Source organism: Noviherbaspirillum sp. (assembly GCF_036846085.1).
In the GTDB taxonomy this organism is placed as follows: domain Bacteria; phylum Pseudomonadota; class Gammaproteobacteria; order Burkholderiales; family Burkholderiaceae_D; genus Noviherbaspirillum.
Genome location: NZ_DAIUCO010000005.1, coordinates 23,252 through 46,695, shown reverse-complemented (window position 1 = coordinate 46,695; position 23,444 = coordinate 23,252). Strand labels below are relative to the sequence as shown.

Annotated in this window: 29 protein-coding genes; 17 read left to right on the top strand and 12 right to left on the bottom strand. The window is 60.0% G+C overall.

The window, feature by feature from the left end; translation table 11 throughout:
- Positions 1-100 precede the first annotated feature (100 nt).
- Positions 101-1,852, top strand: a complete 1,752-nt coding sequence (locus tag V7080_RS01370; RefSeq protein WP_334186598.1) for a glutamine--tRNA ligase/YqeY domain fusion protein — start codon at positions 101-103, stop codon at positions 1,850-1,852.
- A gap of 111 nt (positions 1,853-1,963) precedes the next feature.
- On the opposite strand, the gene V7080_RS01365 is transcribed toward V7080_RS01370, so the two are convergent.
- Entirely contained in the window at positions 1,964-2,137 is a 174-nt protein-coding gene (locus V7080_RS01365) for an MAE_28990/MAE_18760 family HEPN-like nuclease (protein WP_334186597.1), read from the bottom strand.
- 226 nt (positions 2,138-2,363) lie between these two features.
- Positions 2,364-3,593: a nucleoside recognition domain-containing protein gene (locus V7080_RS01360; protein WP_334186596.1), complete on the bottom strand. Its 1,230-nt coding sequence runs from the start codon at positions 3,591-3,593 to the stop codon at positions 2,364-2,366.
- Between the two features lie 283 nt (positions 3,594-3,876).
- Here V7080_RS01360 and V7080_RS01355 point away from each other — a divergent pair, with 283 nt between their 5' ends.
- Positions 3,877-4,221 (top strand): CzcE family metal-binding protein, encoded by a 345-nt coding sequence (locus tag V7080_RS01355; protein WP_334186595.1) that lies wholly within the window; start codon positions 3,877-3,879, stop codon positions 4,219-4,221.
- Between the two features lie 174 nt (positions 4,222-4,395).
- Here V7080_RS01355 and V7080_RS01350 read toward each other — a convergent pair whose 3' ends face one another.
- Entirely contained in the window at positions 4,396-4,611 is a 216-nt protein-coding gene (locus V7080_RS01350) for a hypothetical protein (RefSeq protein ID WP_334186594.1), read from the bottom strand.
- A gap of 191 nt (positions 4,612-4,802) precedes the next feature.
- Here V7080_RS01350 and V7080_RS01345 point away from each other — a divergent pair, with 191 nt between their 5' ends.
- Together V7080_RS01345 and V7080_RS01340 are read left to right on the top strand one after the other, a co-directional pair.
- Positions 4,803-4,997 (top strand): hypothetical protein, encoded by a 195-nt coding sequence (locus V7080_RS01345; protein WP_334186593.1) that lies wholly within the window; start codon positions 4,803-4,805, stop codon positions 4,995-4,997.
- A 143-nt stretch (positions 4,998-5,140) separates the two neighbouring features.
- Positions 5,141-5,866 carry a formylglycine-generating enzyme family protein gene (locus V7080_RS01340; RefSeq protein ID WP_334186592.1) on the top strand — a complete coding sequence of 242 codons (726 nt, stop codon included), beginning with the start codon at positions 5,141-5,143 and terminating at the stop codon, positions 5,864-5,866.
- Positions 5,867-6,217: 351 nt separating this feature from the next.
- On the opposite strand, the gene V7080_RS01335 is transcribed toward V7080_RS01340, so the two are convergent.
- Together V7080_RS01335 and V7080_RS01330 are read right to left on the bottom strand one after the other, a co-directional pair.
- On the bottom strand, positions 6,218-6,667 hold the full coding sequence (locus V7080_RS01335; protein WP_334186591.1) for a DUF2846 domain-containing protein: 450 nt from the start codon (positions 6,665-6,667) through the stop codon (positions 6,218-6,220).
- 109 nt (positions 6,668-6,776) lie between these two features.
- Positions 6,777-7,301 (bottom strand): hypothetical protein, encoded by a 525-nt coding sequence (locus V7080_RS01330; RefSeq protein WP_334186590.1) that lies wholly within the window; start codon positions 7,299-7,301, stop codon positions 6,777-6,779.
- A 320-nt stretch (positions 7,302-7,621) separates the two neighbouring features.
- Between V7080_RS01330 and V7080_RS01325 the strand changes: the two genes are divergently transcribed.
- Both V7080_RS01325 and V7080_RS01320 read left to right on the top strand, forming a co-directional pair.
- Positions 7,622-7,855 carry a hypothetical protein gene (locus V7080_RS01325; RefSeq protein WP_334186589.1) on the top strand — a complete coding sequence of 78 codons (234 nt, stop codon included), beginning with the start codon at positions 7,622-7,624 and terminating at the stop codon, positions 7,853-7,855.
- A gap of 151 nt (positions 7,856-8,006) precedes the next feature.
- Complete coding sequence (locus tag V7080_RS01320) at positions 8,007-9,224, top strand: DUF2863 family protein (RefSeq protein ID WP_334186588.1); 1,218 nt, start codon at positions 8,007-8,009, stop codon at positions 9,222-9,224.
- 17 nt (positions 9,225-9,241) lie between these two features.
- Here V7080_RS01320 and V7080_RS01315 read toward each other — a convergent pair whose 3' ends face one another.
- Positions 9,242-9,988 (bottom strand): sulfite exporter TauE/SafE family protein, encoded by a 747-nt coding sequence (locus V7080_RS01315; protein ID WP_334186587.1) that lies wholly within the window; start codon positions 9,986-9,988, stop codon positions 9,242-9,244.
- Between the two features lie 217 nt (positions 9,989-10,205).
- Here V7080_RS01315 and asd point away from each other — a divergent pair, with 217 nt between their 5' ends.
- Together asd and V7080_RS01305 are read left to right on the top strand one after the other, a co-directional pair.
- Positions 10,206-11,054 carry an archaetidylserine decarboxylase gene (asd, locus tag V7080_RS01310; protein ID WP_334186586.1) on the top strand — a complete coding sequence of 283 codons (849 nt, stop codon included), beginning with the start codon at positions 10,206-10,208 and terminating at the stop codon, positions 11,052-11,054.
- A gap of 63 nt (positions 11,055-11,117) precedes the next feature.
- Positions 11,118-11,534, top strand: coding sequence for a secondary thiamine-phosphate synthase enzyme YjbQ (locus V7080_RS01305; RefSeq protein ID WP_334186585.1), 417 nt, complete (start codon positions 11,118-11,120; stop codon positions 11,532-11,534).
- A gap of 22 nt (positions 11,535-11,556) precedes the next feature.
- Here V7080_RS01305 and V7080_RS01300 read toward each other — a convergent pair whose 3' ends face one another.
- Positions 11,557-11,679 carry a hypothetical protein gene (locus V7080_RS01300; RefSeq protein WP_334186584.1) on the bottom strand — a complete coding sequence of 41 codons (123 nt, stop codon included), beginning with the start codon at positions 11,677-11,679 and terminating at the stop codon, positions 11,557-11,559.
- 44 nt (positions 11,680-11,723) lie between these two features.
- Here V7080_RS01300 and V7080_RS01295 point away from each other — a divergent pair, with 44 nt between their 5' ends.
- The gene (locus tag V7080_RS01295; RefSeq protein WP_334186583.1) at positions 11,724-12,443 is read left to right on the top strand and encodes a hypothetical protein; all 720 of its coding nucleotides are present in this window, start codon (positions 11,724-11,726) and stop codon (positions 12,441-12,443) included.
- A 313-nt stretch (positions 12,444-12,756) separates the two neighbouring features.
- Here V7080_RS01295 and V7080_RS01290 read toward each other — a convergent pair whose 3' ends face one another.
- The gene (locus V7080_RS01290; RefSeq protein ID WP_334186582.1) at positions 12,757-13,938 is read right to left on the bottom strand and encodes a GGDEF domain-containing protein; all 1,182 of its coding nucleotides are present in this window, start codon (positions 13,936-13,938) and stop codon (positions 12,757-12,759) included.
- A 295-nt stretch (positions 13,939-14,233) separates the two neighbouring features.
- On the opposite strand from V7080_RS01290, the gene V7080_RS01285 reads away from it, so the two are divergent.
- The 3 genes from V7080_RS01285 (at position 14,234) to V7080_RS01275 (ending at position 16,059) form a co-directional block, all read left to right on the top strand.
- A complete protein-coding gene (locus tag V7080_RS01285) occupies positions 14,234-15,181 on the top strand; it encodes a dihydrodipicolinate synthase family protein (protein WP_334186581.1) in 948 nt (315 codons plus the stop codon).
- Between the two features lie 52 nt (positions 15,182-15,233).
- Positions 15,234-15,773, top strand: coding sequence for a lactoylglutathione lyase (gene gloA / locus V7080_RS01280; RefSeq protein WP_334186580.1), 540 nt, complete (start codon positions 15,234-15,236; stop codon positions 15,771-15,773).
- Between the two features lie 133 nt (positions 15,774-15,906).
- Positions 15,907-16,059: a hypothetical protein gene (locus V7080_RS01275; protein WP_334186579.1), complete on the top strand. Its 153-nt coding sequence runs from the start codon at positions 15,907-15,909 to the stop codon at positions 16,057-16,059.
- Positions 16,060-16,120: 61 nt separating this feature from the next.
- On the opposite strand, the gene V7080_RS01270 is transcribed toward V7080_RS01275, so the two are convergent.
- The gene (locus V7080_RS01270) at positions 16,121-16,885 is read right to left on the bottom strand and encodes a metallophosphoesterase family protein (protein WP_334186578.1); all 765 of its coding nucleotides are present in this window, start codon (positions 16,883-16,885) and stop codon (positions 16,121-16,123) included.
- Between the two features lie 163 nt (positions 16,886-17,048).
- On the opposite strand from V7080_RS01270, the gene V7080_RS01265 reads away from it, so the two are divergent.
- The 5 genes from V7080_RS01265 (at position 17,049) to V7080_RS01245 (ending at position 21,022) form a co-directional block, all read left to right on the top strand.
- Positions 17,049-17,870 carry a nucleotidyltransferase gene (locus tag V7080_RS01265; RefSeq protein WP_334186577.1) on the top strand — a complete coding sequence of 274 codons (822 nt, stop codon included), beginning with the start codon at positions 17,049-17,051 and terminating at the stop codon, positions 17,868-17,870.
- 99 nt (positions 17,871-17,969) lie between these two features.
- Positions 17,970-18,938 carry an MYG1 family protein gene (locus V7080_RS01260; RefSeq protein WP_334186576.1) on the top strand — a complete coding sequence of 323 codons (969 nt, stop codon included), beginning with the start codon at positions 17,970-17,972 and terminating at the stop codon, positions 18,936-18,938.
- A gap of 50 nt (positions 18,939-18,988) precedes the next feature.
- Complete coding sequence (locus V7080_RS01255) at positions 18,989-19,630, top strand: glutathione S-transferase family protein (RefSeq protein WP_334186575.1); 642 nt, start codon at positions 18,989-18,991, stop codon at positions 19,628-19,630.
- A gap of 48 nt (positions 19,631-19,678) precedes the next feature.
- Positions 19,679-20,302, top strand: a complete 624-nt coding sequence (locus V7080_RS01250) for a hypothetical protein (protein WP_334186574.1) — start codon at positions 19,679-19,681, stop codon at positions 20,300-20,302.
- A 141-nt stretch (positions 20,303-20,443) separates the two neighbouring features.
- Complete coding sequence (locus V7080_RS01245; RefSeq protein WP_334186573.1) at positions 20,444-21,022, top strand: DUF2231 domain-containing protein; 579 nt, start codon at positions 20,444-20,446, stop codon at positions 21,020-21,022.
- Positions 21,023-21,059: 37 nt separating this feature from the next.
- On the opposite strand, the gene V7080_RS01240 is transcribed toward V7080_RS01245, so the two are convergent.
- The 3 genes from V7080_RS01240 to V7080_RS01230 form a co-directional block, all read right to left on the bottom strand.
- On the bottom strand, positions 21,060-21,416 hold the full coding sequence (locus tag V7080_RS01240) for a hypothetical protein (RefSeq protein WP_334186572.1): 357 nt from the start codon (positions 21,414-21,416) through the stop codon (positions 21,060-21,062).
- 355 nt (positions 21,417-21,771) lie between these two features.
- Positions 21,772-22,101 carry a hypothetical protein gene (locus tag V7080_RS01235; protein ID WP_334186571.1) on the bottom strand — a complete coding sequence of 110 codons (330 nt, stop codon included), beginning with the start codon at positions 22,099-22,101 and terminating at the stop codon, positions 21,772-21,774.
- Positions 22,102-22,137: 36 nt separating this feature from the next.
- Positions 22,138-23,382, bottom strand: coding sequence for a b-glycosidase (locus tag V7080_RS01230; protein WP_334186570.1), 1,245 nt, complete (start codon positions 23,380-23,382; stop codon positions 22,138-22,140).
- Positions 23,383-23,444 lie beyond the last annotated feature (62 nt).

The following is a 23,444-nucleotide window of genomic DNA, read 5'->3' as shown; positions in this document are numbered from 1 at the left end:
CCCATTCCTGCACGGCATTGCCCTGCCGCCCTGCCCCACCCCTGCTACGGTAAAATGCCCGCTACCCGATTATCCCCACCGCATTCTGAAAAGCCCATCCATGAGCACCAACCCGAAAACCCCCGCCGCTCCGGCAGACAATGCGCCGGCTGCGAATTTCCTGCGCAACCTCATCGACGCCGATATCGCTTCGGGCAAATACGCCAACCGCAAGGACAGCATGGGCCGGCCGCTGCCGCCGATCATCACCCGCTTTCCACCGGAGCCGAACGGTTACCTCCACATCGGCCACGCCAAATCCATCTGCCTCAACTTCGGCATGGCCCGCGATTTCGGCGGCCGCTGCAACATGCGCTTCGACGATACCAACCCGACCAAGGAAGAACAGGAATACGTCGACACCATCCTCGACAGCGTGAAATGGCTCGGATTCGACTGGAAGGACGACACTGGCGAGCATCTCTACTTCGCCAGCGACTACTTCGACAAGCTCTACGAAATGGCGGAATACCTGATCACCGCCGGCCACGCGTATGTTGACAGCCAAAGCGCGGAAGACATGGCCAAGAACCGCGGCAACTTCGGTGAACCCGGCAAGAACTCGCCCTTCCGCGACCGTGCCGCCGCGGAATCGCTCGACCTCTTCCGACGCATGAAGGCCGGCGACTTCAAGGACGGCGAACACATCCTGCGCGCAAAGATCGACATGGCTTCGCCCAACATGAACCTGCGCGACCCGGCGATCTACCGCATCCGCCATGCGCACCACCACCGCACCGGCGATAAATGGTGCATTTATCCGATGTACGACTACGCGCATCCGATTGAAGACGCGATCGAGCAGGTCAGCCACTCCTTCTGCACGCTGGAATTCATGGACCACAGGCCGTTCTATGACTGGGTGCTCGAGCGTCTCGCCGAAGGCGGCTTCTTCCAGCGCCCGCTGCCGGAGCAAACCGAATTTGCCCGCCTCAACCTGACCTACTCCGTGACCAGCAAGCGCAAGTTGCGGGAGCTCATCGAAGAAAACATCATCGACGGCTGGGACGATCCGCGCAACTCCACGATTGTGGGCTTGCGCCGCCGCGGCTATACGCCGGAATCCATCCGCCTCTTCTGCGAACGCGCCGGCGTCGCGAAGTCCGACAGCTGGATCGACATGGGCACGCTCGAAGGCGCGCTGCGCGACGACCTCGATGACAAGGCCGCCCGCGCCATCGCCGTCCTGCGCCCGCTCAAGCTCATCATCGACAATTTCCCGGAGAACCTCTCCGACGACTGCAGCGCTCCGGTTCACCCGCACCATCCGGAACGCGGGCAGCGCAGCTTCCCCATCACGCGGGAACTGTGGATCGAGGAAGAAGACTTCATGGAGACGCCGAGCAAGGGCTACTTCCGCCTCTTCCCCGGCAACAAGGTGCGTCTCAAATACGGTTACGTCGTGGAATGCACCGGCTGCGACAAGGACGACAGCGGCAAGGTCGTCGCGGTGCACTGCAACTATTTCGCCGACTCCAAGAGCGGCACCGACGGCGCGAACAACTACAAGGTCAAGGGAACGATCCACTGGGTCAGCGCACAGCATTCGCTCGAAGCGGAAGTGCGCTTGTATGACCGCCTGTTCACCGACCCGAACCCTGATGCCGGCGGTAAGGATTTCAAGCAGGTGCTGAATCCAACATCGAAGGAAGTGATCACCGCATATCTCGAACACGGCATGCGCGCTGCGCTGCCGGATGACAAGTTCCAGTTTGAGCGGCATGGATACTTTGTGGCAGACCGGGTGGATTCGACACCAGGGAAACCGGTGTTTAATCGGGCAGTGACCTTGAAGGATTCGTGGGGAAAGTAACAAGCTCTCGCATCGAGACGAAGTCCTGCAACGATAAGTTACCCGACGAGCTACAAAAAATATTCCAGTCACGAACTGCTTATAAAGAGTTAAGAAACCGTCCTGAAGTATTTAAGTAGCCAGATAGGCTTTTTGGTAAATTTTGTTTTCAACTTCGTTTTTGAAAGCCCGCATCAAACTGGTCGTACCATCTACTAAACCATCGATCTCATCAATGGTCACTATTGCCTCTTCGCCATGAGCGATTGAATTCCGTCTTTTTAGCAAAATTACGTCAATGAACATTCGCGATGACGCCGATTTCGCCCGGCATGTGGAATACGTCCATTGGAACCCGGTCAAACACGGCCTTGTTGCGCGTAGCGGGGATTGGCCATATTCGACCTTTCACCGGTTTGTGCGCGAGGGCGTTTATCCAATGGATTGGGGATTGGCCGTAGCGAATTCAGGTGACGTGGCGGTTGGTGGAGAATGAGTGGTGTGCCGGTGCGCGAAGCGCACCCTACTGTGATTACCCAAAAAACCAATAGCATACCCCGATCGACGCCAGCACTCCCGCCGCATCCGCCAACAGCGCACAGCCGACGGCATGGCGCGCCCGCTGAATGCCGACCGCGCCGAAATAGACGGCCAGCACATAGAACGTGGTTTCGGTGCTGCCCTGTACCGTTGCGGCCACCAGTGCAGGGAAACTGTCGACGCCGGACGTCTTCATCAATTCGATCAGCATGGCGCGTGCGGCGCTGCCGGAAAACGGCTTGACCAGGGCGGTGGGGAGTGCATCGACAAAGCGGCTGTCCCAACCTGCCGTTTCCACAAGAGCGCGGATACCGCTCAAGAGCGCATCCAGCGCGCCGGACGCGCGCAGCACACCAACGGCGCACAGCATCGCGACGAGGTAGGGCAAGAGGTTCTTCGCAACCTCGAAACCCTCCCTGGCGCCTTCGACGAAGCTTTCATACACCGGTACCCGCCGCATCGCCCCGTACAGGAGAAACAGCAGGATCAGGCCGAACAACACGAGGCTGCCCAGCAGCGAGGATAGGGCAGCCAGCGCCGCCGCCGACAGGCCGGCGAGCGTGGCCATCAGCGCGCCGAGCGCCAGTCCGATGCCGGCGATCCATGCCAGCACGACCGGGTCCCACAGCTTCAGCCGCTGCACCGCCGCGACCGACAGGAAGCCGGCCAGGGTCGATGCGCTGGTGGCGATCAGAATAGGCAGGAACACCAGGGTAGGATCGGCCGCGCCTTGCTGCAGGCGGTACATGAAAATCGACACCGGCAGCAGCGTCAGCGACGAGGCGTTGAGCACCAGGAACAGGATTTGTGCATTGCTGGCCGTATCCGGTTTGGGATTGAGCTCCTGCAGCGCACGCATCGCCTTGATGCCGATAGGCGTGGCGGCATTGTCGAGGCCGAGGCCGTTGGCGGTGAAGTTCAGGGTGATCAGGCCAAGCGCCGGATGACCGGCGGGCACCTCCGGCATCAGCCGGCGGAACAGCGGCGTGAGCCAGCGTGCCAGGATATCGACCAGGCCGGCTTTTTCAGCGATGCGCAAAAATCCCAGCCACAGGGTCAGCGTGCCGAATAGCAGGATCATCACATCCACCGACAGCCTCGCCATCGTGAACAGGCTTTCCACCATGGCGCTGAATACGCCGGCATCGCCGCCGATGAGCCAGCGCGCGAACGCGCTCACGGCGGCAACCACGAAAAAGCCCAGCCATAAGCCGTTCAGCATGACCCATCCCTTGTGAAATTTTGTGCGGGAGATTGTACCGGGGCGCAGCATCCTCTCGGTAATCGAGATTATCCATACGGCAAGAGGAACGTCAAAGGAACGGCGGCTTTGGGGTCGGAGTGATGAATCAAAAGTACATATCGCCGTATTGTCTTGTTCTCCGCAACACTTCAATCTTTGGCAGAGAACTAAAACTTCCGTCATACAAGGATGTCATATTTCCGTTAACAATCATTCGCAGTGCGGCATTTTGCATTCTGCCGGCATTGATCGAGTTACGACCATGAACCTTTTCTCACACTTTCCACTATTCGCTGCCACTTTGGCACTCATCGGATGCGCCACCCGTGCCCCAGTTGAGCTCTACGGTGAACCGGCTCCCCCATCAGCCGCGCAACGCACCATTGTGATTGGACCCGACACCAGGCATGTGAACGTGGAAGGCGGCGAGATTATCCGATTCGTCGCCGGGGGCAAGGAATTTGGCTGGAGCTTCAACAATGCGTTGTCGATCAATTCATTCAGCCTGAATGCTGTTGCGCCCCCGGGCTTGCTGAGCCAGCCCGTGCATGCGTATGTGTCGCGCGACCCGCGCTATATCGGTGGTGGCGACGGGCCGGAAAGGTAAGACGACTTGATGGAGAGATGGACGCGATGCGCAAGATCGTCATCCGCTCCTTTCCTGCCGCGACCGGCTCGCTAACTTTCCTGCTTCGATGCCACAGCTTTCTCACAACTTTCCATTACGCAGATCTGCCACGCACCTGCAATCCACCTTCCCTGACACCGCCCTGCGGCAAGTTCAATCGCCGGTGGCATCACCATTGAACAGGTGCTGAGCGAACGAGATCCAGACGGTTTGCATCTCCGCGCTGATCTGCGCCTCGGTCCTGGCAGGTGCGGCTGATGCTGCCGTCTGCATTGCGGCGCCTGAAGAACCGCTGCCGCAGGCGACCAGGCACATCGCACAGAGGGCGAAGGCGGCTGGCTTGAATCTTGTCGATCTATTGATAGTCATCATCTTCTCTCTCACCAGGTGATGCGTGCGGGACCGACACGCGGTCATGCCGAACGATTTTGGCGATCCCACATCTATGCGATGTAACGGTCATCAGCGCCATGCTGCAAACCGGCAATTTTCTGTTCGTATATTTTTAGAATGATGTCATGCATCCCGTGCCGCCGGGATGCCCATATCGAGGAAATACCATGAGAGAAGATAGTGCCCTTTCTCACCTGAAGGATGGCGAATCCTGTGTCGTGCTTTTTAAAAATGGTGAAAAACGGAAGGTGAGGTGGAGTGTCCCGGAGTGGTCGTTCATTGCCATTACCGATGATGAGCGCCGATGCAGGTTCGAAGACATCAAGGAATGGATGCCGGCGTCGATCAAGCATCATCTTTAGCAGGCAAGCACGCTAGCTGCGCTTCGCCGGCCGCGGCGCGTCCCTCGGCGCAACATGGGTATGATTGCCAGACCCGCCTCCCGCGCGTACGGCTGTGTCGCGCATCGATGGAGGTCCCCTGATAAGCGTCCGGAGAAAAAGAAATGAGCTTGCGTAGCGCCGCCTGCATTGCCGCCGCATTGGCATTATCCGCCCCAGCAACATCCGCTGCTCCGGATGCGGCAGGTTCAGTCATCGGAAAGCGCATCGACATCGGCCCTTTCATGATTGATGCCATCGAGGTGACGGTTGGCCAGTTCGCACGGTTCGCGGAACGACGCCGCATGACGACCACCGCCGAACGGGAGGGCGGCGGCTTCGAATACGGCGCCGGATGGGAGCGCCGTCCAGGCTGGACCTACAGGACACCCTATGGCAAGTCCGCCGCCAATGATGAACCGGCTGTGCATCTGAGCTGGCATGAAGCGAAAACCTATTGTGAAGACGCTGGCGGCGGCCTGCCGACGCAGACGCAATGGCGCGCAGCGGCTTACACCGAAGCGCGCGCTTCGCCTCCTGCGCCATTCGTCAGCAAGCGTACCTATCCCTATCCCACCGGCGACACACCGGACGGCGCGAATGTCACGGGTGCGGCGGATGGCTGGGAGCGGCACGCTCCGGCAGGACGCACCCGGCCCGGCGTGAACGGCCTGCACGACATGGGCGCGAATGTGTGGGAATGGCTGGCCGATGCCAGCGGCGGCGAGAGACTCACGGCAGGCGGATCATGGTGGTATGACGCCGCGAAGATGAAAGCCGAGGGCATGCAGTTCAAGCCGGCGGATTTTTATGCGGTGTATGTTGGATTTCGGTGCGTCTATCGCAAGTAGCCGCAAGCGAACTCATACGAATTTCATCATTAACAGTTCATCGTCCCTGCCCCCGGCTTCGCCACTGAAAGGCAAGCGGCGGCGAGGGCCCAGAGATGCGTCAGGTTACTCACTTGTATATCTAGCGCATTTCTGCAAGGAGCTTGGTCCCATGAAGACCCTGTCTTAACTTTCACGCGAAAGACACAACATCGCATGAGCAAACTATAAAGTGGGATCTGGCCTCGTTCTCTGGAAAAACGGAAAAAACCACCGGGAGCGGATTCCGCAATCCCGCATGTCGCGGAATGCGCAACCTGTCATCGATGGCTTTCGCACTAACATTTAGCGAGGCCCGGTGGATGGACGGGATTAATACGACTCCTGAATCAGCTTGCACTCCTGCACGCCGGCTTTTCCTGTCGACTCGTCGACGAGTTGCAATGCGGAGCGCGCAGCGAACATGCCCATCTTCACTTCCTGCCAGACAAAATAATTTTTGCCGGCGACTGCTTTGAGTGGCAGAACGGAGTCGTTCTCCGTCTTGGATACGATTGTGTGTTCGCCGGGAGGCACTTCCAGCTTGATGTAGGTATTTGCCGCGGTATCGCCGATGAGCTTGCCGTTCAATGCTACCGGCATCTTCACCGCAGCCCCCATCGTCTCGTTGCGATAGACATAGATGTTGGCTTTGTCTGCTTTGACGGCGAAGCTCTTGGCCGCGGCGTCTTTTTCCGGACTGGCCATTTGTACAGATGCGCATCCGACCGACAATACGACGGCGGCCGCGATGGCAGCGTTGCAAAGCACGCGTGTAAACATGATGATCCCTTTATTGGTTTGAGTTGTGGAAGTGACCGGGCATGTGATCATGAAAGACCTCATTGCAAGCTCGCGGCCCGGTTTGTTCTTGTTGGTCTTACGAGGTCCGTTAGTTCTGCGCGGCGGGCGCGGCGACAGTCAATGGCGCGGTTGCCGCTGGAGGCAGTGCTGCAGCCTCTTCCATGATGACGGTAATGAGGGTGGGGTAATCATAAGCGGCGCCGGAGCCCGCATCGATTGCCGCGCCGATGACTCCGCCAAAAATGATGTTCCCAAATGCCATTGGTTTGGTGCTCGACTTTACCGATGCCAGACCCGAAAGCTGTCCTTCTTTGACGCACTTCACGTTTAGGTCGTCATATGCCCGTAGAACGGTAACTGTGCCAGGCGCCTTCACGAAAAATGTGCCTTTGCCATTATTGAGTTCACAAGAAGCATCCGCTACCTGTTGGCCTTTATGGCGAGCGTCAACTGAAATCACCTGATTGTTGCCATTGACGATCGATGCACATCCACTAAGTAATGCGGCCACGGCGATGGCGATCGCTGCGGCGTTTTTTGAATTATTCATTTTTTCCCATGTTGTGATGGCATGCAAATTCCCACTTGAAACGCTTTCGGTGCTGTGCGTCATTTAACCGCAAAAATTGCAAGATAGAAATACCATGTCTATGGCATAGACTTGGACCGGCAGATGATTGCAGGAAATATTGATTAAAAAGGAAGGAACTGTGGTTTTATGGATGCAATGAAGGATCGCACCTTGTTCCATAAAAGCATTGATTTTGTCCACTACGAGCCTATTCACCACTCGACCAAGTCCATTTGCAAAGGAATGGTTTAGCATCACGTCGGTCCTATTACCCTGGAAGTTACACGACGATGCAATGAAGGACGCGGGATCGCAGCACCACCTCCATTTCACAATTAATGAGATAACGCCATTCATACACCATGCCAACGACCATCACTCACCGCCGCACCAACATCGTCACGCTCACTTCCGGCGAATCCATTGCCGCTCACTGCAAGCCGGATGATATTGCCCTTGTTGAGGAGAAAGGCGGCTGGTGGGTGCATTTCGTCGGCGAGGATGGCGCGAGCGATACCTACGATGAGCCGTACCCGAGCTATAACCAGGCCTTGTGGGCGGCAAAGGCAGCGGCGGAATTCAGTTCCAGCCTGTGAAGCGCATGCATGGCGGGCATGGATGATCGCTTCATGGAATGAACGCAATGCCCGCGCCAGCGCCATGGTGTTTGCGTCCCCCGGTATACTTGCGCATTCCCCTTCGTCGATCCGGTGCGCAGGGCGCACCCTACTCTTTGAGCATCCCATCATGAAAAAACCCAAGCCGTCCAGTCCTTCGAAATCCGCTCCTGCCGCCGAGCTGACGGATGATGCCGTGGCGCACAACCTGGTCGAACTGGCGATCGATCTCAAAGACCTGGATGCGTATGCGACTTTGCCGGATGACCTGAAGAAGAAGAAAAGCGACTTCGACAAGCTCATCCGGAAGTGCCTGCGCCAGAAGAAGGACGGTGCATTGAACGAGGCGCTCGAACGCACCTACGAAGAAGACGGTTATGCCTTCGATCTCCTGAAAGCGAACCTCGAGGAGCTGTCGGGGACGATCGTGATCCGTCGCGAGGAGGAACCGGCACTTGAGGTCAATGCCTTTGTCGTTCCGATGTTCGTGCATACCGTCGGCGGCTTGCGCATCGAGCAGTGTTTCCAGGACGAAGAGGCTTTCGAACGGCTGCGCGACAGCTTCCAGAAAGGGGAGCTCGAGAGCAAGAAGGCGAATGTCGTACTGGTGAGCCATGCCTTTCATCTGAACGAGATCGACCGCATCGGCTACAGCCAGTTGAACGAGATGGTGCAGGAAGCCTATGATTCGGTCGCCCGCAGGAAGGCGACGGCGGCCCCGGCAATCGCGCGCAGCATGAGCGGCTGGCCGGCCAATGAGTTCGCGCCGGACGACAGCGCGGTGGAATTGCGCTTCCTGCTCGGATTTGCGATCAAGACGCTGGAGGATCCGTTTTACAAGGTGCCGGAAAAGGAAGCGGCGGCCGACCGCTACTTCGACACGGGCGCAGCGCGTTTCCGCCAGTGGGCCGCGGATAACGCACCATTGGTCAAGCGCTGCCTGGTGACGGACGGCCGCGAGGTGGAGATCGATTTTCTTTACCAAGATCTGTTCCATGGCGGCAGGGCGACCGCTCTGAGCGAGTACTACATGCTGCAGATGATGTCCGAGCTGCACCAGGCGCTGGGTGAAAGCGGGATTTCACCGGACGCGACGAAAGCCATCATCGGCCCGACCGATATCGACGACGGCATGGTGCTGCGGGTGAACCTGTACGCGGAGGCGGATGGCGCGCTCATCGTGTCGTCGGACAAGCCGATCGCAGTGGCGCGCGACCTGCAGGCCGAGGCGGACGATGTGCATGACGCGCTGGCGACGTTGGGAGTGAAATCGCTATCGCTGGCGATGCGTTTCGATACCGATGGCCAGCCGGTGGATGTGCGGCCTTATGCATCGCACGGCGGGTAAGGGGCAAACAAAGCGCTTCAGGCCAGCAGTTTGGGCAGCGAGGATGCGAGCAAGGCGATACCCGATGCGGTCAGCAGGCTGAGGACGAGCTTGCGGAAATTCGCTTCGGAGATGCCGATGTACAGCCGAGCGCCGAGCAGCGATGGAATGAGGATGGCCGGCGCGACGATGGCGAACATCGGCAGCATGTCGCGGTTGATCACCCCGGTGAACAGGTAGGTCGCCATCGTGACGGAGAGCGTGGCGAGATTGAAGTTCTGGATCACGGAACGTTGCGTGTCCTTCTCCATGCCGCGCAGCGTGCACCAGAGCGTGGGGATCGCGCCGGCGAAGCCGCCGATTCCGCCCATGATTCCGCCGATGATGCCGGCCATGCCGTCTGCGGCGCGTCCGCCGGCACGGATCCGGGGCAGGCGGTGGGCCACCAGCATGACCGGGCACCAGACCACCAGCAAGGTCCCGAGACAAGCCTTGAACAGGTCGATGTTCAGATGGGGAAGCACATAGACGCCGATCGGCACGCCGGCCAATCCTCCGGCGATGAAGGGCAGCAGGGTTTGCATGTTGAGGCCGCGCCGCACGGTCACGGCGGCGATCACCTGCCCGGTCAGCGCGCCGAATACCGCCAATGCCGCCGCCAGCTTCGGATCCACCACCCATGCCCAGAACGACATGGCGACAAGCCCGAAGGCGAAGCCGGACAACCCCTGCACGAAGCCGGCGACCACGGCGCCCAGCACAATCACAAGGACAGTCATGTCCATTCAAAACCCTCCGGAAATGGATTGAAAAAAATTTGAAGCAGACAGCCGCTGTACGGGCGGCGTTCGGAAGCTTGCGGGGAAACCGGATGAACCCGTACCTTCCGGATGTTGCCGGCAATGCCCGACATGATATACCTGCGGCAATCCCCGCCCTGCCGCATCGGACTTCGAACGCATGAAGCTATAATCGGGACACCTCATTTTCGCGAGTGCCAACGTGTCCCGTTTTTCCGTATTGCACCAATACCTATTGCCGAAGCAGGCGCTTACCCGTCTTGCAGGCCGCATCGCCAGCGGGCAAGGCGGACGATTTACGCCGCATCTGATCCGCTGGTTCGTGCAGAAGTATGGCGTCAACATGGATGAGGCACACAATCCCGACCTGGCCAGTTACCAGAGCTTCAACGACTTTTTCACCCGCGCATTGCGTGAAGGCGCCCGCCCGCTGGCCGACCGCGACTTCGTCTGCCCGGTCGACGGGGCAATTAGCCAATTCGGCACCATCGAGCACGACCAGATCTTCCAGGCAAAAGGCCACCGCTATTCCACCACCGCGCTGGTCGGCGGCGACAGCGTGCTGGCGGCGCAGTTCGATCACGGCACTTTCGCCACGCTGTACCTCAGTCCGCGCGACTATCATCGCATCCACATGCCCTGCGACGCAAAGCTGACGCGGATGATCTACGTGCCGGGCGCGCTGTTCTCCGTCAATCCCGTCACCGCCCGCGGTGTCCCGGGACTGTTCGCGCGCAATGAGCGCGTGGTCTGCGTCTTCGAATCCTTGCATGGTCCCTTCGTGCTGGTGCTGGTGGGGGCGACGATCGTCGGCAGCATGGCCACGGTCTGGCATGGCGTGGTGAATGCATCGCGGGCCGGCACGGTGCGGGAGTGGCAGTATCACGACAAGGATATCGTGCTGAAAAAAGGCGAGGAGATGGGGCGCTTCCTGCTCGGCTCCACCGTCGTGATGCTGTTTCCGCGCGGCGTGATGGAGTTCAATCCGGAGTGGACGGCGACGCGCACCATCCGCATGGGCGAGGCCATGGGGCACAAGCCGGCCGGCTGACGACGGCATAGCCCGGTTGCCGCGCATTGCTCCACATGGACCGCATCTCATGACAACTTCTGTATGAGCCACCAATCGACCCTGGAATTCCGGACGCCCGGCCGCGGGACGCGCAACATTACCGACGCGGTGGCAGGGGCGGTCGCCCAATCCGGTGTGCAGACCGGCCTGGCCCATGTGTTCGTGCAGCACACCAGCTGTTCGCTGACGATTACGGAGAACGCCGACCCCGATGTGCGGCGGGATCTCGACACCGTCCTCGGACGCCTTGCGCCGGACGGCGACCCGGCCTACCGCCATGACCTGGAAGGCCCGGATGACATGGCCGCGCATGCACGCAGCGTCCTGACCGACACAGGACTCACCATTCCCATCGGCAGGGGACGTCTGCTGCTCGGAACATGGCAAGGCATTTTCCTTTGGGAACACCGCACCGACCCGCAAGTGCGTCGCGTGGTGGTGACGGTGCTGGGCGGCTGAACATCGTCGCAGCGCCTGCCTTTCACAACCCCTCTTCCAGAATCACGCTGTCCGGCGCCGGAACTTTCGCCGCGCAATAGCCACCCATGCTGGTCCTGGCCCCGACCGGCATGCGGGTCGCACCGGACATCTCATCAGGCTGCACGCACGATGTCCGGAATCATTCCCTCTACCCCATTTGCAGACGCCATGTTCTCCAGACTATCCGGCGGCCAGACCGCCGCGCTCATTCCCCTTTCCCGACAAGCGGCGCGTGCGGCCTTGCCGGCAGTCATCCATGATCGCGGCCGCATCACGCCAACGTCGCCATCGCATACGGTTCCACTTGGGGATCACGCACCGGGAAGACGTGATCGCGGACGCTTCCTGCACCTGGTTCCGCGCATGACCCCGCTGGGCTCCAGGGCGGCACAAGAAGCGCCTGCCGCGCAGCAAATACAGATGCGGGACAAAATCACCGTGGTTGATGCCCTGCCCGAAGGCAGCGATACACGCCTGGTCGGCTACCACGGCGCAACGAAGAAAAGCTTTGACGGGATGGCGGCGCACGGCGTCGATTTCAGCCGCGCCGGAGAAAACACCGGCGGCAGCTCGCTGGCCGGTCCGGGCCTGTATGTGTCGAGTCAATACGGGATCGCCAATGCATTTGCCCACCTCGCTTCCGGGCATCACGCCTTCGCGGAGGGTTTCGAGCCAGAGGTCGCGGCAGTCCATCTTGCACAGCCGGCCGGCAAGCTGGTGGAAATGCCGGGCCCGAACGAAGCCGAACGCGAAGACATCGAACAATATCGCGCTTCGGTGAGCGACGCGCATCAGCTGAACATCGACGCATTGCAGACGGTGATTACGCCACGCGCCGCCGAGAGTGATGATGTCAACTACTTCCTTGTGCGACGCGCCGCCGAATGACCTGGGGGGCGTCGAGGTGCATCGAGGCGCATACCGCCGCGGCAGGTCAGATCACGCCGAAAAGCAGGAGCAGAAGCAGCGTCAGCACCAGCGAGACGACGATCGATCCGAGGCAACCCAGCTTGCTGGAAAAGAAGAAAAACATGGTCCGCCCTTTGCGTCTGATGGTGCCGCCGTGAACCCGCCGTCCGCACGCCGTTTGGCGGTCGCAGCAACCATCAAGTTATGTTTCTGTTACTTGTTGACGGTCTGCAGGAAGATTAGTTCTGGATCTGCGCGGATGTGCTGACGTGCATCCATGCCGAGTCGGCGGTCAAGCAGTCTTTACCTGCTCATGCAATACGATCGAGGCGGAGCCTTCCACGACGGCCCGATTTCGTCCCATGGCCTTCGCCTTGTACAGCGCTTCGTCGGCGCGGGTCAGCAGGGATTCCAGGGTATCGCCTTCCCGGAATGTGGCGATGCCGATGCTGCAGGTCGCCGGCTCCGGTGCAGACGCATCAGGGTCGGCATTTTGCCGCTGCAGACGCTCGGCGGCGATTACGGCGCTCGACAGGTCGGTTTCCGGCATCAGGACGGCGAACTCGTCACCGCCGATGCGCGCAAGCGAGTCGATGGCGCGCAAGCCGCCGTTGGTCCTGCGCACAAAGTTGCTCAACGCATCGTCGCCGGCGGCATGCCCGAATTTGTCATTGATGCTTTTGAGATTGTCGATATCGATCAGCAACAGCGAAAGGGTTCGTTGCGTACGTTCGGCACGTGCGATCTCGCGGTCGCTGATGTCATGGAAAGCGCGCCGGGACCAGGCGCCGGTCAGAAAGTCGCGGCTGGCCGCATGCTGCGCATGCGCGACCACGGCGCGATGGGCAAGCAGCAGGCCGCCGAGCGTCAGCACCGGCAATGCGAATGCCCCGACGGCGAAGAAGAACAGATTCCAGCCGTTCGGCTCCAGTAACGATTTGGGCGCATCGGCGCTCAGGAATTGCCGCGCGGCGCGATACAGGTGGCCCATGCCGATGATGGTGCACATGGCGAGCACGAATCCCAGCGGGTAGCGGGAAGATTTCCATTCGCCCCTGGCGGCGATAATCGTCTGGGCGATCGCCATCGCTACCGCCGACTGAAAGACCGATACGACGAAGGTCCTCCAGGCAAACGAGTCGAAGCCGAAATGGAAAATGGCGATCAACACTGTCAGCAAGGCGACCGATGCGGAGGCGATGGGGATGGAAGCCGGGCGGCCGAAGAGGCGGCGATAGCCGATCAGGGCCGCCATCGACGACGCGGCGTACAGCGTGTTTGCGCCTTCATACGCAAAAATTTCCGGGAGTTCCTTGCCGAATGCATACATGACGTATGCACAGAGACCGAGCACGTTGGCCAGGAGCAGTTCATTGATGCCGCGAACCCTGTTCTCTTTTGCGGAATACAGCACGAGAAACATGACAAAGCATAGCAATGCTGCGATAAGCAAAGTCTGTTTCGCGCCCAGCATATCAATCTCTAGCCAACATAGGTGAGTCGGATAAACCGTATTTCCGGAGTGAAACGTAGGTTATCACGAACGCTGATTTCCACGCCAAGCGAAAACGGAATTCTTCCACCCGAGCCGGGACCGACAGCACATGGCGCCCCGGAACAGCCGGCGGAACTGCAGCAACCCCGCATCAAGCCGGATTTCGCGTTCGGCAGTAAACTGGCTGCCGATGCCATCCTGTCCCCAGGTGGCTACAGAACCCAACCCCGCCTTGCGGGTCCATACCCGACCCTACCGACTAAGAGAGATGCCGATGAACACACTTGATGCCAGCGCCAAAGGGGTTTACCTGATCGCCGTCACGCCATTCACCGACAGCGGTGCGCTCGATCTCGACAGCACCGACCGCATGGTCGATTTCTACCTGGACCGGGGCGCTACCGGGTTGACGATCCTCGGCATTCTCGGCGAAGCGACGAAACTGACCGCGGAAGAATCGCGCGCGTTCACCCGCCAGGTGCTGCGGCGTGTGGACGGGCAGGTGCCGGTGGTCGTCGGCGCGTCCTCGGCCGGATTCGCCTCAATGCAGGAATTGACCAGGAGCGTGATGGACATGGGCGCGTCGGGCGTGATGATCGCGCCAGCCTCGTCCGTCCGCACCGACGACCAGATCCTTGCCTACTTCGACATGGTGAACGAAACACTGGGTGCCGATGTGCCGTGGGTGCTGCAAGATCATCCGGTTTCCACCGGCGTGCAGATGTCGGCGGCGGTGGAACTGAATATCATCCGGAACTCGCCCGGTTGCGTGATGCTCAAGCACGAGGACAGCCCCGGACTGGCGAAGCTGTCGGCTATCCGCGCGGCGAGCGCGCGCGGCGATGTGCGGCGGGTGTCGATCCTGACCGGCAACGGCGGCGGCCTGTTCCTGCCGGAAGAACTGACGCGCGGCGCCGACGGCGCGATGACCGGTTTCGCCTATCCCGAAATGATGGTGGACGTGTGCAAGGCGCATGTCGCCGGCGACATTGAGAAAGCCCACGATATTTTCGACGCCTATCTGCCGCTTGCCCGCTATGAGCAGCAAGCCGGCATCGGGCTTGCGGTACGCAAGCACCTGCTGAAGGAACGCGGCGCGATCGCCTCGGCCATGGTGCGCAAGCCGGGACCGAAGCTGTCGGCCGCAGACCTGGCCGATATTGACCGGCTCACAAGACGCCAGGCGAAACGATTGGACGAGATTGGCGCATCAGGCAAGTAAGCGAAGCGCCCGCACGGCGGGCAGCAAGCTTTTTCATTACAAGGATATTTTCATGGCATTCACCACCGAAATGCACCCCGGCGTGGAGGCAAATCCGCCGGCGGATACACACGGATTCACATTGAACCACTCGATGCTGCGGGTGAAGGACCCGGCGGTGTCGCTGGCTTTCTATACGAAGGTCATGGGCATGCGCCTGTTGCGCAAGCTCGACTTCCCCGAGATGAAATTTTCGCTGTATTTCCTCGCGCGGCTCGCGGACGGGGAGACCGTTCCCGAGGACGAAGGCGAGCGGACCTCATGGACATTCAGCCAGCGCGGCATCCTGGAGCTGACGCACAACTGGGGTACCGAAAACGATCCCGGATTCAAGTATCACGACGGCAACGCGCAGCCGCAAGGCTTCGGCCATATCTGCTTCTCGGTGTCGGACCTTGCCGCCGCGGTGCGCTGGTTCGACGACAACAACGTCGCCTATGTGAAACGGCCGGACCAGGGGAAGATGAAGGATGTGGCGTTCATCAAGGACCCGGACGGGTATTGGATCGAGATCGTGCAGCCATCGCTGCTTGGTGGGCTGGGTCGGACGTAGCGCACAGAGTTAACTGGAAACGCCAGGCTCATGCCCTCCGGGCGCTTGGTCCGGCGGCCTCTGTGCATGTACCGCCAGTGCAGGATGTTTTCGCTCTTCACCAGCGAGTCCCAGCGCGCTTTCCGGCATTGGAATGAAACGCGTCGAAGACGACCTTGAGTATGAATTGCGTACCCCGCTCGCGCGGATGCCGGGCAAAGTCGGGCTGGGTGGCATCGAAGCTTGCATGACTCTCACCGCAATCCGGTCCGGTAGCGGACAAATGGGTTTGGGTGGGCGCAAGTGATAGTTTGCCATCGCGGCATCACCGATTTTGCAATGGCGGAACGACCAAATTACAACCCCGTTTACAGTGCCCGTTCCATCTGCTCTTCCAATGAAACCGGCACCTCAAAAATGTGAAACGGCGGCCGGTCGGGGAAGGTGCGTTGCAGCAAGGGTTTGGCGACGTTATAGACAGGAATATTGTTGGCGGTCTTTCCTTCCGGATAGCCGCGATGCGCATGTCCGTGAAACACGACCGATACCGGGTAGCGGATGAGCGGGTCTTCCAGTCTGCTGGTGCCGAGGAAGGGAAAGATTTCGAGCGGTTCGCCCTGCACCGTGCCGACGATCGGGGAATAATGCAGCAAGGCGATGCGTTGCGCGGTGCGCAGTTTCGCCAGCGCGGATTCCAGTTTCAGCGCCTCCTGTATGGCTTCGTTGACGAATTGCTTGATCGGACCTTCGCCCCACGGGCCCAGCGCGCCGCGGCCATAACCACCGGCAAAGCCCTTCACCCCCGCGATGCCGACGCCATGTACCTCGCAGGCCTCGCCATCGAGCACCCTTACCCCCGCAGCGGTCAGGATGCGACTGACCTCCTCCTGCATGCCCGATTCGAAATCATGGTTGCCGAGCACCGCCACGATCGGAATCCGGACGACCGACAACTCTTCGGCGAGAACATTGGTCTCTTCCGGCAACCCATAGTCGGTCAGGTCGCCGCACAGCAATAATGCATCAGCGGATTCGTTGGCCTGGGCGAACAAAGAACGGAGCGTGCCGGCCGATTCCTTGGTGCAATGCAGGTCGCCGACTGCGGCAAAGCGAATTTTTTCTTGCAAGGACACGTTGCACTCCTTCGTTGCGTCAATTGTTGGAAATCACAACATGCAATAGGGTACCAATGCCAGAATCGATCATCGGCGACCTGCTGTTGCTTCTTTCATACTGACAGTGATCCGATGGCATAAGTTTTGCTGATTTTGAGTATTACTTTCTACAAAGGCGGGTATGCAAACGACCACTTCGAATCAAGACCATGACATCGATCCGGATACGATGGATTTTTATCGGCGGGTGCTGGAAACCCTGAATGAATCCGGCGTGCCGTTCCTCGTGGGCGGTGCGTATGCGTTCAACCATTACACCGGAGTGAATCGGCAAACCAGGGACCTCGATCTCTTCATCTGCCGCCGCGACTACGAGCGGATCAGCGCGGCGGTGTTGCCCGCCGGATTCGAAACCGAACTTACCTTTCCGCACTGGCTTGGCAAGATACGTTTTCGCGATACCTACATCGACCTGATCTTCAGTTCGGGCAACGCGATCGCTGAAGTGGACGACGCGTGGTTTGACCATGCGACCGATGCGGAGGTAATGGGCATTCCGACGAAGTTCTGCCCGGTGGAGGAAATGATCTGGTCCAAGGCCTTCATCATGGAAAGGGAGCGTTTTGACGGCGCCGACGTCATTCACCTGCTGCTGACGCGGGCCGGTGAAATGGATTGGCAGCGCCTGCTGGAACGTTTCGAACCCCATTGGCGGATACTGTTGAGCCACTTCATTCTCTTCGGGTTTATCTACCCTGCCCACCGTAACCTGATTCCGACATGGATCATGGATAATCTTCTCGAACGCCTGGAGCATGAGGTACATACCGATCCCCCGGAAATCGATATCTGCCAGGGAACGCTTCTGTCGCGCGAACAATATCTGACCGACATACATCAACAGGGATTGAAGGACGGCCGCGTCATCCCCTTCGGCAACATGACGCCGAAGGACACCAAGAGATGGACGGATGCCATCGCGGGCGATCACGATCCGAATTAGTCATCGCCAGGGTCTGCGCGGCAACGGGCTCTACAATGCACTGCTCAACCCGCTTCCTTCGCCAGCATGGCGCCACCCTGACCTTTTGCTCTGTTCACGATGCTGATTGCTACCCACTCTGGAAAATTTCATGCAGACGATGTCTGGGCCGTGGCGGTGCTTGACATCGTGTTTCCCGGCTGCGACCTGATCCGTACCCGCGATCCGGAAAAAATCCGGGCCGCCGATTTTGCAGTAGATGTCGGCGGCATCTGGGACCCGCAATCCGGCCGCTTCGATCATCACCAGAAAGGATTCGATGGCGCGCGTCTGTCGGGCGTGGTGTATGCGAGCGCCGGCCTGGTGTGGAAGGAACATGGCGCTCGCTGCGTGGAAATCGTTGCGCGGGCGCACGCCGGGTACGACATTTCACCGGAACAGGCACGTGATATCGCCTATGCGATCGACAACGACCTTGTGCAATATCTCGACATGGCCGACACCGGGGCGGCACGGAACGCGCCCGGCGGATATGGCTTGTCGGCAGTCGTGTCCGGCTTCAATCCGACCTGGATCGACGAGCAGCAGGCAGGCGACGTAGCGGCAGCCGATGCGCTTCGGCTGCAACGCTTTCGCCGCGCCATGGATTTCATGGCCGACATCATTGCGAACGCCGTGACATATCGCGTCGGCAGCATGCGCGCCGTGGAACTTGTGAGGCAGTCGGAGCGTCTGGAAGATGGCCGGCTCCTGCTGCTGAAGAATGGTGCGATGCCATGGTCGACGGTCGTGCGCAGGGAGATGCCGAAAGTGCTGTTCGTGATCGGCTATCACCTCGGCGAACAGCGCTACATGATCAACACCGTGCCGGCGAACACCGAGAACTTCGAAGCGCGCAAGGATCTGCCCGAAGCATGGGCGGGCCTGCGGGACGCGGACCTTGCCGCCGTAACTGGCGTGGCGGATGCGGTGTTTTGCCATAACGGCCGCTTCATTGCCGCGGCCAAATCCTTCGACGGCATCATGGCGATGGCACGCCTGGCGCTGGCCGATGAATTGCCAGGCGCCAGACGGACCGCGAATGAATAGGAGTGCGCAGGATATCCTGAAGTTGCTGCGACCTGGAAGGGGCACACGGCATGACACCGGAACATAAAATCCAATTCTTTCATTCCCCCAACACCCGCTCGGCAGGAACAATGATCCTGCTCGACGAACTGGGCGTCGATTATGAATTGCGAGTGCTCAACATGAAGGCCGGCGAGAATCGCGAGCCGGCTTATCTGGCCATCAATCCGATGGGAAAGGTTCCGGCAATCGTGCATGGCGGTGCTTTGGTGACCGAGCAGGCGGCGATCTTCCTTTATCTGGCGGACGTCTTTCCGCAAGCGGGGCTTGCGCCGGCGATCGGCGATCCGCTGCGCGGCCCTTACTTGCGGTGGATGGTGTACTACGGGTCCTGCTTCGAACCGGCGATCGTCGACCGTGCGATGCAGCGTGAACCGGCCCCGGCTTCCACCAGCCCCTACGGCGACTATGACACGGTTCTGAATACCCTCGCCGCCCAGCTCGCAAGGGGGCCGTACATGCTCGGTGAAAATTTTTCGGCGGCGGACGTGCTTTGGGGAACGGCGCTGACCTGGACCATGATGTTCAAGCTGGTGCCGGAACTGCCGGAAATAAAAGCCTACACGGACCGCATCAACGCCCGTCCGTCTGTTGCGCGGATGCGTGCAAAGGATGCCGAACTCGCGGCGGCGCAGGCACAAGGCGCAGCCTGACTGAACGTTTTCGGAGAATGTGCGCCCAATCGTGATTTGGGAGGCACCATGGCGCAACATCATCCTGACGAAATCAACCGCCTGATCACTGAGTTCATGGACATGCAGGAAGCCTGGAACCAAGATCAGGAACGGTTCGACTGGGACGCATTGCAGGCGCTCGCACAGAGAGGCGCGCTTGCCTACAACGAAGGCACGGGTCCGTCGTTTCCTTCGCTCGCCCTGGATGGCATGCGGCACAGCGATTTGCACGAACGCTTCCTTGCCTTCCTGCTGGAAGCAGGATTCGATCCCTTCAGGACCGCATCCACCGGTGACGCCCTGGATGCGGTACCGGTCATCGATCACGCAAGCCTGGCGGAGGCGGCGGAAACCAATCCGTCGTCGGCACGGATGCGCGCAACCCTGATGGGATTGGCGCGGGAGCGTTTCGAGCCGCTTGCAAGGGAAGTCGAGTCCGGCCGGGAACCGTCGTCATTGCCGCTCTATGACGTCGTCAAGGCATGCGCCGAATCGGTGCCGGACGAATTGATGCGGCGCATCGCGCCCGAGCTGGCCAACCGCGACGACACAGTCGACGACCTCGACGAAGGCGCCGCACAACATCCGGGCGATGGATACCTGAGTCCTGCGGAAGCGCAAGCGGAGAACAGGCTTCCGCCGGTCGGTTGATCGCGATCACGGTTGATGGAACTGCTCCATGATCCGATGCGGCGCGACACTGCGGGTTTGCGCTGCAGTACGCCTGATGCGCATTCTCGGCTCTGTCCCTTGAGAAGAAGAACGAGTTGTCATATCGGGAACTTTTACACCGTGCAGGTCGCCTATCCGTATTTGATTACTGGAGATCGCCATGCCCAAGTCACCCTCGCCGGCCATCCGCTGCATCCGATGCTGATCGTCGTTCCGGCCGCCCTCATCCCGTTCGGCTTCGTTCTCGATGCGATGTATCGCTCGACCGGTAAAGAGTCTTACGCAAACGCTGCGTACTATAGTTTGGTGGGCGGGCTGGCCGGCGGTGTCGCCGCCGGCATTGCCGGCGCAATGGATTACCTTACCATCGAGCCGGAAACCGACATCAAGCGCACTGCCAACGTGCATGCAAGCCTGAACGGCGCCGCACTGGTGTTGACTGCGGTGAACGTGCTGGGCCGCAGGAACCAGCCGGATCATCAGGGCGGCTCGCTCGCGCTTTCCGCGCTGTCGGCGCTGGGCGTGGCGGTATCGGGATGGTTCGGCGCGCGCATGGTGTACGAGCAGGGAATGCGGGTGGAAGGCGTGAGCCCGGTCGCGCGGGAGCCGGAAGCAAAACTGCCGCTCGACGATTCCATCCATCAGGCATTGATGGCTCAGGAGAAGATTGCACCGGCATCGGGGCCGATGCTGCATTAAGCGCAAAAAGCCGGCGCATGGCGCCGGGTCGGCCTCATCATCCCGCCACGACCTGTGCGCCGCGGCGCGTGCCGGCAGGTTCGGTCACCGCCCTCACGATCGCTCTGGCGATCTTTTCACCGCCCACGCTGGAAGGCTCTATGGGATTGGCATAGTCCTCGGGCATGGTGCATACCTGGCGCAACTCGATCGTCTTGAGTTGCTTCTCCACGCCAATCCGAATAATGGCATCGTCGGATCCAGCGATGGCAACACCTACCCGCTGCTGGTAGGCGGGGTCGGGAAAGCGTCCGTTATAGATGGTGCAGATGACGAGCGGCAGCGCCGGCTTCATGCAGGCGGCGATCGCCTTGCGGTAAGCCGTCTCGAATTCCTGTACCGCTTTGGCAAACATGGTGAACGCTTCCGTGCTCGATCGTACCGGCCTTTCGAGGATTTCCTGCCGCATGAGCGCATTGTTTCCGCCGAATTGGTTTTCGGCGTGACGATCCCAGGTAAATTGACCAGGAACAAGTTGACGAACTTTCAACCTTTTACTCTACCTAACAAGCGCGACAGCAATCGCAACGCAAACACATGACAAACAACTGTTGAAGAAAAGGGGGAATACATGAATCAAATCATTTATATCGTCGGCCTGATCGTCGTTATCGCAGCCGTATTGAAGTTTTTCGGATTGTGGTGATCGGGCAGGACACCATGATCAAAGCTAAAGCGGCATAGCACGACGATGCGGCATTGCACTTGCGTCAGAGCTGCCTCTGGCGCGCCGACTCGTCCGTCCATTTTGCATTACGCAAGGCAACGATTCGCGCACCGCGTTCCTCGGCCAGTTTCCTCGCTTCCTCGGTGAAGACTGTACCCACCACGATGATGCCGTCGGGCGCGGGTGCATCCATTCTCCGGAATGCGCGGTCGAGTTCGGGGGGAGACACCACATCGCGTTCCGCATGCGCGCACAGGATGACGGTGTACTGCCCGTCGGCCTTGATGCCCTTCACCACTTCCATGCGGTAAGGCGGCGGCACGCTGTCACGCAATCGGGCGCCGGCCACGCTCGGGCGTATGGTTGCCTTCATCCCCACACTCCTGCATTCATTGCCATACCCGTCCTGCTAATGCCAGTTCTGGTCGGGCTGCGGCTTCAGCCTGCGCGCCGCATCGATCACATCCTGCAATTCGACCGGATCGCTGAACGGATCGTCGTCCAGCTCGGTACTGCGGTTCAATTCCTTCTGCCACCGGCGCAGTTCATCGACATACGGCTGATGCGGAATGCGCTTCAGGCTTCCATCGCCATCGACAAGGTCGCAGATACCGTTGTGCAGCCATTCGCCGGTATGCCAGTCCGGCATGTCCACCGCTGGAAACAGGCACACCCCGTGCAGGTCCATGCCCTGGTTGACCGCCGCGAGCGATTCTTCCATCACATCCCGGAGCCATTCGGGACGCCCCTTGCCCATGCCGCTGGTTTCACCGATGACCATCGGACGGCGATAGCGTTCCCAGATGCGCTGCAGCAGCACGCATAACGGCTCGATGCCCGCATGCCCCGGTTCCAGTGCCGCATGCGGCCCCTGTTCGCGGTACTCCATCTGGCCGAACGAATAGTTGTTCGCACCGACGATGTCAAGGATGTCGGGTGCGCCGCCGAGTTCCGGATGTTCCTTGCCGTACAGGATATCCCAGGCCAGGAAGGTGTCGACATGGGTTTCGCGCGCAGCGTCGTCGATGAGGTCGGGGCGGTCCGGCGGTGCCACGACCTCGACCAGCGGATCGACATGCACCATGCGGGATTCCGGCAGTATCTCCCGGATTGCCTTGACGCCGGCGATGGATGCCTTGCAGAGCGCCAGCCGCAGCGCTTCCCGGTCGGTGCGTGTTTTTCGGTACGGCGCGATCCATCCCCACTCGCCGCCGCTGAACGCAAAGAAAGTGATTTCGTTGATGGGCGTGAAGTAGTACGGTCCGGGCAGGCGTGCCGATACGTACTGCGCCGCGGCGCGGCAATAGGCGGCGAAGCGCTGCGTGAATTCTTCCGAGAACGGGTCGAGGCCATCGGGATAGCCGTAGTGGCACAGGTCCCAGATCGGCATCACCTTGGTTTCGCGCATCGCGGCAATCATCGGGTCGATGGATGAAAAATCATAACGGCCGCCGCGATCCACCATCGGCCAGGGAATGCCTTCGCGAGCGACTGCGATGCCGAGGCTGCGCAGTATTTGGTAATCCTCAAGCGCGTGGCGTCGATGCTGTGTCTCTTCGCAGAGATCGCGGCGCTGTCCTTCCTTCCACAGGAAGGTGGAGCACTCGAAGCCGGAGAGGAAGAAGGTGGGGAAGATGCCGGAGCGGTTTGTCATTGTGTTATGACGCCATGGCGGCAGGGTGGTTCCTGCAATGCTGGCGGGCAAGGGCCGGCATG